Source organism: Xanthobacter autotrophicus ATCC 700552, assembly GCF_043194565.1.
Lineage (GTDB): Bacteria > Pseudomonadota > Alphaproteobacteria > Rhizobiales > Xanthobacteraceae > Xanthobacter > Xanthobacter autotrophicus_F.
This window is the reverse complement of the sequence record NZ_JBAFVS010000008.1, coordinates 89,891-103,924: the sequence shown is the minus strand read 5'-3', so window position 1 is coordinate 103,924 and position 14,034 is coordinate 89,891. Positions and strand designations below refer to the sequence as shown.

Below are 14,034 nucleotides of genomic sequence, written 5' to 3'. Positions count from 1 at the left end.
CGCTCGGTCATCATCTATCTCATGGCCATCTCGGTGGTGGCCGGCATCATGGCCTTCAGGAACCTGGGCCGGGCGGAAGACCCGACCTTCGTCATCAAGACCATGGTGGTGCAGGCCAACTGGCCGGGCGCCACCCTGGACGAGACCTTCCGGCAGGTGACCGAGCGGCTGGAGCGCAAGCTCCAGGAGGTGCCCCAGCTCAACTATCTGGAGAGCTACACCAAGCCCGGCACCACCACCATCTTCGTGCACCTGAAGGGCTCCGCCACGGCGGCCGAGGTGCCGGACCTCTGGTATCATGTGCGCAAGAGCGTGGGCGATATCCGCCACACCCTGCCGCAGGGCATCGTGGGGCCGTTCTTCAACGACGAGTTCGGCGACACCTTCGGCATCATCTACGGCTTCACCGCCGACGGCTTCACCCATCGCGAGCTGCGCGACCATGTGGAGGACGTGCGCTCCGAGCTGCTGCATGTGCCGGACGTCTCCAAGATCGAGATCCTCGGCGCCCAGGACGAGCGCATCTTCATCGAGTTCTCCATGCGGGAGCTGGCCAGCCTCGGCATCGACCGGACGGCCGTGCTGTCGGCGCTGCAGAGCCAGAACATCGTGCGCCCCTCGGGCGAGGTGCAGACCGGGGCGGAGAACATCTCCATCCGCGTGTCCGGCGCCTTCGCCTCGGAGGCGGACGTGGCCAACGTGAACTTCGTGGTGAACGGCCGGCTCATCCGCCTCGCCGACATCGCCACGGTGCGCCGCGGCTTTGCGGACCCGCCCCAGCCCCTGTTCCGGGTGAACGGCAAGCCGGCCATCGGCCTTGCCATCGCCATGCGCGACGGCGGCGACATCCTCGCCATGGGCAAGTCCATCGACACCACCATGAACCGCCTCATCGCCAACCTGCCCGTGGGCATCGAGGCGCATCTGGTGGCGGACCAGGCGGTGACGGTGAACAGCGCCATCGCCGAGTTCATGGAAAGCCTGTGGCAGGCGGTGGCGATCATCCTCGTGGTGTCGTTCATCGCGCTGGGGGTGCGGGCAGGTGCCATCGTGGCCCTCGCCATCCCGCTGACGCTGGCCATCGTGTTCGCGCTGATGCAGCTCGTCCACATCGACATGCAGCGCATTTCGCTGGGCGCCCTCATCATCGCCCTGGCGCTCATGGTGGACGACGCCATGACCACCACGGACGCCACCCTCACCCGCCTCGCCGCCGGCGACGACAAGGTGACGGCGGCGGCCTACGCCTTCAAGGCCTATGCGGGGGCCATGCTGGCGGGAACGCTGGTGACGGTCGCCGGCTTCGTGCCGGTGGGCTTCGCCGCCAGCTCGGCGGGCGAATACACCTTCACCCTGTTCGCCGTGGTGGCCATCGCGCTTTTGGTGTCGTGGATCGTGGCGGTGCTGTTCGCCCCGCTGATGCAGGTGTTGATCCTGAAGGCTCCGGCCAGGGACAAGGTGCCCGATCCCGATGCCCCGCCCACGGGCGTCATGGGGCTCTACCGCGCCTTCCTCATCTTCTGCCTGCGGCTGCGCTGGGCGACCATCGCCGTCACCCTCGGCCTGTTCGCGCTCTCGGTGCTGGCGCTGCCGCTCATTCCCTCGCAGTTCTTCCCGTCGTCGGACCGGCCGGAACTGCTGGTGGACCTGGCCTCGCCGCAGAATGCCTCCATCTATGCCAGCGAGAAGGTGGCGGAGACGTTCGACGCCGTGCTCGCCAAGGACCCGGACGTGAAGCGCTGGTCCACCTATGTGGGCCGCGGCGCTATCCGCTTCTATCTCCCCCTCGACGTGCAGCTGCCCAACGACTTCTTCGCCCAGACGGTGATCGTGGCGAAGGACGTGGCCGGGCGCGACCGCCTCCGGCTCAAGCTGGAGAAGGTGCTGGCGGAGGACTTCCCCCAGCTTGTCGCGCGCGTCTCGCCGCTGGAGCTGGGTCCGCCGGTGGGGTGGCCGGTGCAGTATCGCGTCTCGGGGCCGGACATCGAGAAGGTGCGCGCCATCGCCTTCGACCTTGCCGCCGTCATAGCCTCCAACCCCAAGGCCGAGACCGTCAATTACGACTGGATCGAGCCGGCGCGGCAGGTGCGCATCAAGGTGGACCAGGACGAGGCGCGCCTGCTGGGCCTGTCCACGGCGCAGCTCGCCGGCGTGCTCAACACCGTGCTGTCCGGGCAGGCGGTGACGCAGGTGCGCGACGACATCTATCTCGTCAACGTGGTGGCCCGCGCCACCGACGAGGAGCGGGTGTCGCTGGCCACACTCTCCACCCTCCAGGTGCCGCTGCCCAGCGGGCGCACGGTGCCGCTCAGCCAGATCGCCACCTTCGACTACGCCCAGGACTATCCCGCCATCTGGCGCCGCGACCGGGTGCCGACCCTGACGGTGCAGGCGGACGTGCGGCGCGGCGTGCTGCCGGAAGGGGTGGTGAGCGAGCTTGAACCCAAGATCGACGCCCTGCGCCAGACCCTGCCGCCGGGCTACGCCATTACCGTTGGCGGCACCGTGGAGGAGAGCGCGGCCTCGCTCGCCTCCGTGGTGGCGGTGGTGCCGGTGATGCTGCTCTTGATGTTCTCGGTGCTCATGTTCGAGCTGAAGAGCTTCCAGCGCCTCGTCATCGTGCTGTCGGTGGCGCCGCTCGGCCTCATCGGCGTGGTGGCGGCGCTGCTCGCCTCGGGGCGGCCCTTGGGCTTCGTGGCCATCCTCGGCGTGCTGGCGCTGATCGGCATGATCACCAAGAATGCGGTGATCCTCATCGGCCAGATCGAGGCGGAGCGGGCCGCGGGCAAGAGGGTGTGGGATGCGGCGGTGCACGCCTCCTCCATCCGCTTCCGGCCCATCATGCTCACCGCCCTGTCCACGGTGCTGGGCATGATCCCCATCGCGCCCACCGTGTTCTGGGGGCCCATGGCTTTCGCCATCATGGGCGGCCTGCTGGTGGGCACCCTGCTCACCCTGATCTTCCTGCCGGCGCTCTATGTCGCCTGGTTCGGCCCGGACACGGGTCCCGAGCAGGTGGCCGCGACCGCGACGCCAAAGCCGGCCCGCGCCTGACGCGCGGGCTTGATGCGTGGGCTTGGCCCACCGGCATGACAAGGCATTCGGATGACAAAGCGTTCGAACCACAAGAAACGCGCGCCATAAAAACACGTTGGACGCCCGGGACGGGGACGCCAAGCCTCGCAAGCGCGCCCGCCCCATGAGGGCGCGGGCAAACCGACTGGAGACGTGACCATGGACCGCTCCCCCCTTCTCGTGGACCTCGCCCTGCAGGGCGGCGGCTCCCACGGCGCCTTCACCTGGGGCGTGCTCGATCGGCTGCTGGAGGAAAGCTGGCTCCAGATCGACGGCATCTCCGGGACCTCGGCCGGCGCCATGAACGCCGCGGTGCTGGCCGACGGCTTTGCGGCCGGCGGGGCGCAGGGCGCCCGCGACGCCCTCGACCGCTACTGGCGCACGGTGGCCGAGGCCGCCCGCTTCAGCCCGTTCCAGCGCGGACCGCTCGACCGGATGCTCGGCCGCTGGACCATCGACACCTCGCCCATGTTCGTGGGTATGGACATCATGTCCCGCCTGTTTTCGCCCTATGACCTCAATCCCGGCAACCTCAACCCGCTGAAGAAGATCCTCGACGAGAGCATCGACTTCGAGCGGCTGAAGACGTCGCCCATCCGCCTGTTCATCACCGCCACCAATGTGCGCACCGGGCGCGGCCGGGTGTTCCGCAACGGAGAGATTTCGGCCGACGTGCTGCTGGCCTCCGCTTGCCTGCCCACCATGTTCCAGGCCATCGAGATCGACGGCGAGGCCTATTGGGACGGCGGCTATTCCGGCAATCCCACCATGACGCCGCTGGTGCGCGAGCTGAGCTCCGACGACACCATCCTGATCCCCATCAACCCGGTGGAGCGCCCCGGCACGCCCAAGACCGCCTCGGAGATCATGAACCGGCTCAACGAGGTGTCGTTCAACTCGGTGCTGCTCAAGGAACTGCGCATGATCGCCCTGCTGCGCAAGGTGGCCGATCCCGGCAACACCGAGGGCGCCGAGTGGGCCAAGATGCGCATCCACATGGTGCCGAACCGGCTGATGTCGTCCCTCGGCTTCTCCTCCAAGCTCAACGCGGAATGGGACTTCCTGTCCATGCTGAAGGAGGAGGGGCGCAAGGCGGGTGCGGAGTTCCTGGAGCGCTATGGCGACAAGCTGGGCGTTGAATCCTCCGTCGATCTCGATGTGCTGCTGGAAGGGGTGTGACACATGGGTCTCATCGGCATCCTGGTCGGCCTCGCCGTCCTCATCTTCCTGGCCTTCCGGGGCTCCAGCATCCTCATCCTCGCCCCCATCGCCGGGCTGATCGCGGCCGCCTTTTCCGGTGAGCCGCTGCTGGCGAGCTGGACCCAGACCTTCATGCGCAACGCGGCGGATTTCGTCGCGCAGTTCTTCCCGCTGTTCCTGCTCGGGGCGCTGTTCGGCAAGCTCATGGAGGATTCCGGCTCGGTCACCTCCATTGCCAACACCATGACCCAGAAGCTCGGGTCGCAGCGGGCCATTCTCGCCGTGGTGCTGGCCGGCGCCATCGTCACCTATGGCGGCGTCAGCCTGTTCGTGGCCTTCTTCGTGCTCGCGCCCATGGGCGTCGCCCTGTTCCGCTCCTCCGGCGTGCCGCGGCGGCTGATGCCGGCGGCCATCGCGCTCGGCACCTCCACCTTCACCATGTCGGCCATGCCCGGCACGCCCTCCATCCAGAACGCCATTCCCATGCCGTTCTTCGGCACCACGCCGTTCGCCGCGCCGGGCCTCGGCATCATCGCCTCGCTGGTCATGCTGGGCTTCGGCATGTGGTGGCTGAAGCTGCGGGAGAACGCGGCGCGGGCCAAGGGCGAGGGCTTCGGCGCGCTGATCGCGGCGCCCGACGAATCCGCCGAGCTGGCCGCCGACGACCCCATCGTACGCGAGCGGGCCACCACGGCCGGCGCGTTCGACCCCTCCGAGATCCATTCGAGCGACGAGGCCGCCAAGAATCCACCCATTGTCCTCGCGGCCCTGCCCATCGTCGTGGTGATCGTGGTCAACCTGCTGATGTCGTTCGCGATCCTGCCGCGCATGGACACCTCCTTCCTGGCCGCCGACCAGTGGGGCGGCACCAGCCTCTCGGCGGTGGGCGGGGTGTGGTCGGTGATCGTGGCGCTGACGGCCGCCATCATCACGGTGATCGCCATCAATTTCCGCAGCGTGCCGGAGCTACGCGCCACCATGACGGCGGGCGCCAACGCGTCGGTGCTGCCCATCCTGTCGGTGGCGAGCCTCGTCGGCTTCGGCGCCATCGTCGCCTCGCTGCCGGCCTTCGCCGATGTGCGCAACTGGGTGCTGTCCATCGAGGGCGGGCCGCTGGTGTCGCTGGCGGTGGCCACCAACATCCTCGCCGCGCTCACCGGCTCGGCCTCCGGCGGCCTCACCATCGCCCTCGACGCTTTGGGACCCACCTACATGAAGATCGCCGCCGAGATCGGCATGGACCCGGCGCTGATGCACCGTGTCGCCGTCATCGGCTCCGGCACCCTCGACAGCCTGCCGCACAACGGCGCGGTGGTGACGCTGCTGTCGGTGTGCGGCGTGACCCATAAGGAAGGCTACCTCGATATCGTCATGGCGGCGGTGGTGGGTGCGCTCATCGCCCTTGTGGTGGTGATCGGGCTCGGCACCCTGGTCGGCAGCTTCTGAAGGGCGTGAACTGCCGCCCGCGCGGGCGGCAGTCGTTGTACTTTCCGCGCCGCGCGCGCTCTTCGCCCATGGGAGCGGGGGATCGCACTGCGGATCTGAGCGGCGGCCGGAGGGCCGCCGCGTCCGTCATCCAATCACACCACCACACCAGCCAGAATCGCGGGGGAAGACATGCCAGCCACCTTTGAGGTCTCCGGCTTCCTCACCTTCACCCTCGCCATCGTGGTCTATTTCATCGGCGCCGGGCTCAACGGCGTGATCGGGCCGCTGCGCCGCTGGAACATTCCCGAGGCGGTCACCGGCGGCCTGCTCGCCGCCGTGGTGACGCTCTTGTGCTATCGCGTGCTCGGCCTCGCCATCTCGTTCGATCTGGCCGCGCGCGACATGCTGCTGTTGTATTTCTTCACCGGCATCGGCCTCAATGCGCGGCTGTCCGACCTTGCCCTGGGCGGGCGGCCGCTGCTGATCCTGCTGGGGCTCACCGTGGTCTATCTGGGCCTTCAGAACGTGGTGGCTATCGGCGGGGCCAAGGCGCTGGGCCTGCCGGACGGCATCGCGCCGCTGCTGGGCTCGGTGTCGCTCATCGGCGGGCACGGCACCACCATCGCCTGGGCGCCGTTGATCTCCGAGCGCTTCGGCCTGCCCAACGCCCTGGAAGTGGGCATCGCCAGCGCCACTTTGGGCCTCGTCATCGCCAGCCTCGTGGGCGGGCCGGTGGCGGGCATCCTCATCGACCGCTTCAAGCTGCGCAGCGACGAGATCCTGCCCCCGATGGTGGGCCTGCCCGACGACGACGTGGGGCCGGACGCGGGCAAGGTGACCTATCGCAACATCCTGAGCGCGCTGCTGGTGTTGAACGTGGTGATCCTGATCGCCTATTCGCTGGAAGGGCTGGTGGAGCAGACCGGCATCAAGCTGCCCCTGTTCGTGGTGTGCCTGCTGGTGGCCATCATCATTACCAACACGCTGCCCCATGCCATGCCGCGCATGGCGTGGCCGGCGCGCACCCCGGCGCTGGCGCTGATCTCCGACCTGTCGCTGAAGATCTTCCTCGCCATGTCGCTCATGAGCATGCAGCTGTGGACGCTGGGGGGCCTCGGGCCGGCGCTGGCCGTGGTGCTCGGCCTGCAGACGCTGGTGGCGGTGCTCTACATCCTGTTCGCGGTGTTCCCGGCCATGGGGCGCAATTATCAGGCGGCGGTGCTGGCGGCGGGATTTACCGGCATCAGCCTGGGGGCGACGCCCACCGCCATCGCCAACATGACGGCGGTGACGCGCACCCACGGGCCGGCGCCCATCGCCTTCATCATCCTGCCGTTGGTGTCGGCCTTCTTCATCGACATCGCCAACGCCCTCGTCATCGGCTTCATGCTGCGCTGAGCGCGGACCGCTCACGGCACGAGAGCTTGGGCGGATCGGGACGGATCGCCGCGCGACACCGTTCGGACGCTGGCGCCATTTTGAGCCCTGAAGGCGCCGCGCGCGGCGGGGCCGGAGGTGGCCTGTCGGCAGGGGACCCGTCGAAACGTGGCCCGTCGAAACCTGGCCGCTCGACCTGCGCCTTTTTCAATTCAGAACAAATCGAAACTGAATGTCGATTTATAATAATTCTCGATCGAGCATTTTCAATACAGCTTACGGGTACGACGAATTTTATTATTATTCAATCCGTGAATATCCTGTGTTGTTGAGTTAATTTCATGTGGCTAGCATTTGCTTGCGCGTTGGGATGCCCGCGGCGGTTGGCATTCCCTTTCCAGATTTGAATCAATCCATAAAGAGACAAGTCCATGATTGTCACGGTGATCTTCGGCTCCGATGGCGGAGCCACGAAAGGGGTCGCGTCCAAGATTTCAAAGAAATGCCAGGGCCGTTCGGTGGACATCAAGACCGCGACCAAGGCCGATTTCGAAAATAGCGACCTGCTCATCCTGGGTTCGCCCACCTATGGCGACGGAACATTGCAGACAGACTGGGAAGAGAACATCGACAAGCTGCGCAGTGCCAACCTGAAGGGCAGGAAGGTGGCGCTGTTCGGCACCGGGGATCAGGAGAGCTATCCCACCTCCTTCGTCGATGCCATCGGCATCCTTTATGACGAGGTGACGGATCTGGGTGCGGTGGTGGTCGGCTTCACCGACACGGCCGGCTACGACTACGTGGGGTCCACGGCGGAACGGGACGGCCAGTTCGTCGGCCTCGCCCTCGATCTCGACACGCAATCCGGCTTGACCGACAAACGGGTGACGGCATGGCTCAGCAAGCTGCTCTAGGCCCCTTTATCGACGCGCCCGGGGATGCGCTTGTCGCCGGGGAGGCCGCGTGGCCTCCGGCCCCGGTTGCCGCGGTCGCGGAGGGCTGCGCCGCGCCGGTGATGCGGCTGTTCCAGCACCATGTCTACGAATACGGGCGGGGCGTGCGCGCCCTCTTCCTCATGACGCTGTGTCGCGCCGAGCTGCCGCTGGTGCTGGCGCGGCTGGGGCGGCACGGCATCGACCATTTCGTGCAGGAGGTGAGCCCGAGAAAGGTGAACGTCTTCTTCGGCCGTCCGGCCTTCGTGGCGGTGGCGCGGGCGGTGGTCACGCGGCCGCTCAACACGCTGACGGCGGAAGAGGATTTCATGCTCGGCACCCTGCTGGGCTACGACAAGGAGCAGCAGTGCCGGCGCTACCTCAGCCGGTCCGGGCGCGGCCAGCCGGAGGCGGTGGCCCTTGCGGCCGAATAAGGTCAACCGCCGGCGCCCCTGATCTACGGGGGCTCAGCGCGCGCCTTCGCTCTCGGCGTAGCGGGTGGCGAGCGGCAGGGAGGCGGTGGCGAGGAAGGAGCGATAGCGGCGCCGCGCATCCATGGCGGTGCCGTTGTCGGCGATGGCGGCTTCCTGCAATTCGGCGAGCGCCCAGGGGGTCGGCTCCACCGGGATGGCGACGATCTCGGGCGCCGCGCGCGAGGTGATCTCGATCACGTCGTGGGGGGTGAGGGCCTGGAGGGCGTGGGTGGCCAGCTGACGCTGGTAGGCCCGCCGCTCGGGCGAAAGCTCGTCCCACGGCTCCAGCAGGGGATAGCGCTGCCGGGAGAATGCGTGCATCGCGCGCGCCATGCGCTCCACCATGTCCGTCGCCACCATCCCCGCCTCACACCGTCTGACACCCTGAGCCCGGGACCCCGGATGGACGGCAGCATGCCGGATGCCCCTTTCCGGGAGGTTGCCGGGCGGACCAACCTTCCCGCATGGTTAATGGAGGGTTGATGGGGCAGGGCGGAGGGGGCAGGGAGATGGGGTGACGGCTGCGTCATCGCGCTGCCGCACGGGCGGGCGATTATCCGCCCCGCCTGCATTGCGGCTGCATCGGCGGCTGCTCTAGGATGCGCGCCGAAACGGGATAAGGGAGTAAAAGCATGTCCGTGAAGCTCAGCGACCTGAAGGTGAAGCTGTTCACCGACGGGGCCGACAAGGCGCAGATCGTGGAAATGGCCAAGCAGCCCCACATCGCCGGCTTCACCACCAATCCGTCTCTGCTGCGCAAGGCCGGCGTCACCGATTACGAGGCCTATGCCCGCGATCTCGTCGCCGCCGTGCCGGACCGGCACATCTCGTTCGAGGTGTTCTCCGACGACATCCCGGAAATGCGCGCCCAAGCCCGTGTCATCGCCACCTGGGGCGAGCATGTGCACGTCAAGCTGCCGGTCTCCACCACGCGCGGCGAGACGCTTTACGATCTGGTGCGCGATCTGGTGAATGACGGCGTGAAGGTGAACCTCACCGCCATCTTCGACGTGCCCCAGGTGGAAGAGGGCGTGAAGGCGCTGGCCGGCGGCGCGCCGTCCATCATCTCGGTGTTCGCCGGCCGCCTCGCCGACCTCGGCATCGACTACAAGCCCGCCATCTCGCGGGCGGTGGCCCTCGCCAACGAGACGAAGAACGTGGAGGTCATCTGGGCCTCCACCCGCGAGGTGTGGAACGTGATCGAGGCCGATGAGATGGGCTGCCACATCATCACCGCCCCCGCCGACGTGCTGAAGAAGCTGCCGGCCATGGGCTCGCGCACCGCCGCCGAGCTGTCCCTCGACGCGGTGAAGGCCTTCCGCGCCGATGCGCTGGCCGCCGGCCTCACCCTCGACCTGACGGGCCGCGCCGCCGCCGAGTGACCTTTTCCGGGGCATTGCCTTCTTTGGAGGCAGGTCCCGGCATTGCACACATCGCGCGCGCTGTTAAAATGGCCGCAAGGCGCAGCCGGTCGCTGACCCAGCGGCGGGCTTGAGCGCATGTTTCCGCCTTGCGGCGAGGGGATGGACATGAGGGACGAGACGCACGGACCCGGGGCGGGTCCGGGGCAGTCTTGCCGCGAGCGTGCCGTTACGGAATGCGTAACGGATGCACGCCGCGGGACGACGGGGCCTGCGGCTGCGGGCACAGATTCGGCCGCCGGCTCCGCTTCTCCTTGCTCTGATTCTCGCGGCTCCGATTCTCCCGGCTCCGAATTTTCCGGAGAGGGGCCGTCCCGCCAGCCGATTGCTTCTCCCGGCCAGAACCCTGCTCCCGGTCCGCTTCCCCTTTGTGCTCCCCCGGTTTCCGCGAATCAGGCGCCGGCCAGCGCGCATCCCGCGCCGTATCATGCTGCCGGCAGCGCCGGCGCGGTCTATGCCGCCATCGATCTTGGCACCAACAATTGCCGCTTGCTGGTGGCGCGGCCCACCGCCCGCAGCTTCCGGGTGGTGGACGCGTTTTCGCGCATCGTCCGCCTCGGCGAGGGGCTGACCGCCACCGGCCGCCTGTGCGACGAGGCCATGACCCGGGCCGTGGCGGCGCTGGAGATCTGCGCAGGCAAGATGGACCTGCGCGGCGTCACCCGCGCCCGCATCGTCGCCACTGAAGCCTGCCGCGCCGCCGATAACGGCGCTGAATTCTGCGCGCGGGTAGAAGAGCGCACCGGCCTGCAACTGGAAGTGGTGGACCGCCGCACCGAGGCGGGGCTCGCCGCCACCGGCTGCGCTCCGCTGGTGGACCCCACCTGCGACGGCGCCGTGCTGTTCGACATCGGCGGCGGCTCCACCGAGGTGGTGTGGCTCGGCCGGCGCTCGGCCGGGGATGACGGGCCGCCGCGCGCCCGCATCCGCTCGTGGGTGTCGCTGCCGGTGGGCGTGGTTTCCCTGTCCGAGCGGCATGGCGGTGTCCGGGTATCGCCCGATGTGTTCCATGCCATGGTGGACGAGGTCTGCGGCATGCTGGACGGCGTACGCCAGAGCTGGGGCGTGCGCGCCCCCGGCCGGCTGCACCTGCTCGGCACCTCCGGCACCGTGACCACGGTGGCCGGCATCCATCTCGGCCTCGACCGCTACGACCGCACCCGGGTGGACGGCGCGTGGCTCGGCGCCAGCCACATCGGTGAGGTGGTGGAACGCCTCATGTGCATGTCGTTTGAGGAGCGGGTGGCCAATCCCTGCATCGGCGCCCAGCGGGCGGACCTGGTGCTGGCCGGCTGCGCCATCATGGAGGCGGTGCGCCGGGTTTTCCCCGCCGATCGCCTGCGGGTGGCGGACCGGGGCTTGCGCGAGGGCATGCTGGTGCAGTTGATGCGGGCAGACGGCGCCTGGCGGCGCAACCGCACCGCCGGCACCTCCCCCGGAGATGCACGCGCGTGACCACACCACCCCGCGGGCCCGACGGCCGGCCCCTGAAAGTGCGCGTGAAAAAATCGCGCGGCCGCACCACGTCCTCGCAGAAGTGGCTGCAGCGCCAGCTCAACGATCCCTACGTCGCCCGCGCCAAGCGCGAGGGCTGGCGCTCACGCGCGGCGTTCAAGCTCATCGAACTGGACGAGAAGGCGCGGCTGTTGAAGCGCGGCATGCGCATCGTGGATCTCGGCGCCGCCCCCGGCGGCTGGAGCCAGGTGGCGGCGAAGAAGATCGGCCTGGAGGACGGGCAGGGCAAGATCGTCGCCATCGACCTGCTGGAGATCGAGCCCATTCCCGGCGTTGAATTCGCCCAGATGGATTTCCTGACCCCCGAGGCGCCGGAGCGGCTCATGGCCATGCTGGGCGGACAGGCCGACCTCGTCATGTCCGATATGGCGGCCAACGCCACCGGCCACAAGAAGACCGACCATCTGCGCATCGTCGGCCTGGTGGAGCTTGCCGTGGATTTCGCCCGCCAGGTGCTGGCGCCGGGCGGGACCTTCCTCGCCAAGGTGATCCAGGGCGGCATGGAAGCCACGCTGTTGGCCAATCTCAAGCGCGACTTCACGCAGGTGCGCCATGTGAAGCCGGCCGCGAGCCGCGCCGATTCGGCCGAGCTTTACGTGCTCGCCACCGGCTTCCGGGGTGATGCTGTGCTGGCAGAGGCGGGTTTGGCGCAAGCGGAAGATGCCGAGACGGACGCGCCCGAGGCTGCCTTGGGAGAGGCCCCCCGGGATCAGTGATCGGGTCCCACCTCGCTGCGCGGGTCGGCGAGGTCGGGCTTGCGGCCGGTGAGTTCCGCGCCGGCATTTTTAGGCAACCGGACGAAATAGGCGAGGCTCAGGAGGCTGACCACCGCCACCACCAGGAAGGCGGCGGCGAAGTCGCCTTGGGTCACCGTCATCTCGCCCCGGTCGGCGCGCAGGGTCTCCAGCACGAAGCCGGCCAGCGCCACGCCGCAGGACAATGATACCTGCTGCGCCACGCTGGCAAAGGAAGTGGCCCGGCTCATCTCCTGCGGCTCCACCTGCGCATAGCTCAGGGCATTGAGCGCGGTGAACTGGAGCGAGCGCAGGAAGCCGCCCGCCAGCAGCACCATCACGATCACCCAATGGGGTGTGAACGGCGTGAACGCCGCATTCACGGCGATGAAGCCGGCACCGACGGCCGCATTGACCACAAGTACACGCTTGTAGCCGAGCCGCCGCAGCAGGGGCGCGGCGGTGAATTTCATGACGAGGGCGCCGGCCGAGGCGGCGAAGGTGAGCAGGCCGGAGGCGAAGGGCGACAGGCCGAACGACAGCTGGAGCATCAGCGGCAGCAGGAAGGGCAGGGCGCCGATGCCCACGCGGAACAGGGAGCCGCCCACCACGCCGGCGCGAAACGAGGAATGCCGCAACAGGTTCAGGTCCAGCACCGCATGGGGGGTGACCCGCGCGTGGCGCACATAGAGCCACAAGGCGACCGCGCCGACGCCGGCCACCCCAAGGGCAGCCCACACCGGCACCAGTTCCTGCCCCAGCACGGCGAAGCCGAAGACGAGGCCGGCGAGGCCGATGCCGGACAGGACAAGGCCCTTCAGGTCCAGCGGCGGCACGTCCTCTTCCCGCACGTTCTCGATGAAGCGGGTGGCGAGGAACACCCCCAGAACCCCGATGGGCACGTTGATGAAGAAGATCAGCCGCCAGTCGAAATAGGTGGTGATGAAGCCCCCCAGCGGCGGCCCGAACACCGGCCCCAGCAGCGCCGGAATGGTGAGCCACGCCAGCGCGGACACCAGTTCCGTCTTCGGCACCGACCGCAGGATGACCAGGCGCCCCACCGGCACCATCATGGCTCCGCCCATGCCCTGGACGATGCGATAGAGCACAAAGTCGGTGAGCGAGGTGGAAAGCCCGCACAGGATCGAGCCCACGGTGAAGATCACGATGGCGGACCGGAAAACCGTGCGTGCCCCGTAGCGATCCGCCGCCCAGCCGCTGGCCGGAATGAAGACGGCGAGGGAGAGCAAATAGGAGGTGAGCGCCAGCTTGAGCGCCACCGGGTCTTCCTTCAGGTCGGCGGCGATGGCGGGCAGGGAGGTGGCGATCACGGTCGCGTCCACCTGTTCCATAAACAGGGCGCAGGCGACGATGAGGGGGATGAGAACTTGCGGCGGCAGCGCGTGGCGCGGCATGGGCATTTCCGTGGGGTCGCGCCTGCGGGGCAGAGCGTCGCGTCGCGCCGGGCGTTTCCAATAGGGGCTCCGCACGCCGTGATCAACCATCCGCTACGGCAGCGGACGTTCACGATGCCTTGCGGGCGCACACAGCCACACCATATGGATGCCGAGGCCTTTAAGGAGGGCCTGACGCGACCATGATCTACATTCTCGCCGCTCTGCTTCCGCCGCTCGGCCTGCTGGTGAACGGACAGCCGATTTCGGCCCTGATCAACCTGATCATGATCGTGCCGTGCATCCTGCTCGGCCTGATCTTTCCGCCCCTGCTCCTGGTGCCGTCGGCCCACGCGGTCATCGCCGTGCACATGAAGCGCACGGATCGCCGTCAGCGTGAGGTGATCGAGGCGATCCAGCGCAGCGGCGCGCCGCCCGCCGATTGGCGGCCCTGAGGGGCGAAAGGCGCGCGCCTTTGCCCCTCC

The 14,034-nt window shown here is 68.1% G+C and carries 12 protein-coding genes; 10 read left to right on the top strand and 2 right to left on the bottom strand.

Features of this window, described 5'->3' with window-relative positions; translation table 11 throughout:
* The first annotated feature begins 21 nt into the window (after positions 1–21).
* The 6 genes from V5F48_RS10935 (at position 22) to V5F48_RS10910 (ending at position 8,446) form a co-directional block, all read left to right on the top strand.
* Positions 22–3,054, top strand: coding sequence for an efflux RND transporter permease subunit (locus V5F48_RS10935; RefSeq protein WP_394258815.1), 3,033 nt, complete (start codon positions 22–24; stop codon positions 3,052–3,054).
* 180 nt (positions 3,055–3,234) lie between these two features.
* The gene (locus V5F48_RS10930; protein WP_394258730.1) at positions 3,235–4,254 is read left to right on the top strand and encodes a patatin-like phospholipase family protein; all 1,020 of its coding nucleotides are present in this window, start codon (positions 3,235–3,237) and stop codon (positions 4,252–4,254) included.
* A gap of 3 nt (positions 4,255–4,257) precedes the next feature.
* Entirely contained in the window at positions 4,258–5,721 is a 1,464-nt protein-coding gene (locus V5F48_RS10925) for a GntP family permease (protein ID WP_394258729.1), read from the top strand.
* Positions 5,722–5,892: 171 nt separating this feature from the next.
* Positions 5,893–7,101 carry a sodium/glutamate symporter gene (gltS, locus tag V5F48_RS10920; RefSeq protein WP_394258728.1) on the top strand — a complete coding sequence of 403 codons (1,209 nt, stop codon included), beginning with the start codon at positions 5,893–5,895 and terminating at the stop codon, positions 7,099–7,101.
* Between the two features lie 410 nt (positions 7,102–7,511).
* On the top strand, positions 7,512–7,994 hold the full coding sequence (fldA, locus tag V5F48_RS10915; protein ID WP_138401643.1) for a flavodoxin FldA: 483 nt from the start codon (positions 7,512–7,514) through the stop codon (positions 7,992–7,994).
* Positions 7,973–8,446 (top strand): DUF2023 family protein, encoded by a 474-nt coding sequence (locus V5F48_RS10910; RefSeq protein WP_394258727.1) that lies wholly within the window; start codon positions 7,973–7,975, stop codon positions 8,444–8,446. The genes fldA and V5F48_RS10910 overlap by 22 nt, the downstream gene beginning before the upstream one ends.
* A 33-nt stretch (positions 8,447–8,479) precedes the next feature.
* Here the strand turns inward: V5F48_RS10910 and V5F48_RS10905 are convergent, their stop codons facing one another.
* Positions 8,480–8,845 (bottom strand): hypothetical protein, encoded by a 366-nt coding sequence (locus tag V5F48_RS10905; RefSeq protein ID WP_138401642.1) that lies wholly within the window; start codon positions 8,843–8,845, stop codon positions 8,480–8,482.
* 272 nt (positions 8,846–9,117) lie between these two features.
* Here V5F48_RS10905 and V5F48_RS10900 point away from each other — a divergent pair, with 272 nt between their 5' ends.
* The 3 genes from V5F48_RS10900 (at position 9,118) to V5F48_RS10890 (ending at position 12,137) form a co-directional block, all read left to right on the top strand.
* On the top strand, positions 9,118–9,867 hold the full coding sequence (locus V5F48_RS10900; protein ID WP_394258726.1) for a transaldolase family protein: 750 nt from the start codon (positions 9,118–9,120) through the stop codon (positions 9,865–9,867).
* A 147-nt stretch (positions 9,868–10,014) separates the two neighbouring features.
* The gene (locus V5F48_RS10895) at positions 10,015–11,361 is read left to right on the top strand and encodes a Ppx/GppA phosphatase family protein (RefSeq protein WP_394258725.1); all 1,347 of its coding nucleotides are present in this window, start codon (positions 10,015–10,017) and stop codon (positions 11,359–11,361) included.
* Positions 11,358–12,137: an RlmE family RNA methyltransferase gene (locus V5F48_RS10890; RefSeq protein ID WP_394258724.1), complete on the top strand. Its 780-nt coding sequence runs from the start codon at positions 11,358–11,360 to the stop codon at positions 12,135–12,137. The genes V5F48_RS10895 and V5F48_RS10890 overlap by 4 nt, the downstream gene beginning before the upstream one ends.
* Here the strand turns inward: V5F48_RS10890 and V5F48_RS10885 are convergent.
* Positions 12,131–13,570, bottom strand: coding sequence for an MFS transporter (locus V5F48_RS10885; RefSeq protein ID WP_394258723.1), 1,440 nt, complete (start codon positions 13,568–13,570; stop codon positions 12,131–12,133). The two genes, V5F48_RS10890 and V5F48_RS10885, sit on opposite strands and share 7 nt — an antisense overlap.
* Positions 13,571–13,752: 182 nt before the next feature.
* Here V5F48_RS10885 and V5F48_RS10880 point away from each other — a divergent pair, with 182 nt between their 5' ends.
* The gene (locus V5F48_RS10880) at positions 13,753–14,004 is read left to right on the top strand and encodes a hypothetical protein (protein WP_394258722.1); all 252 of its coding nucleotides are present in this window, start codon (positions 13,753–13,755) and stop codon (positions 14,002–14,004) included.
* Positions 14,005–14,034: the final 30 nt, after the last annotated feature.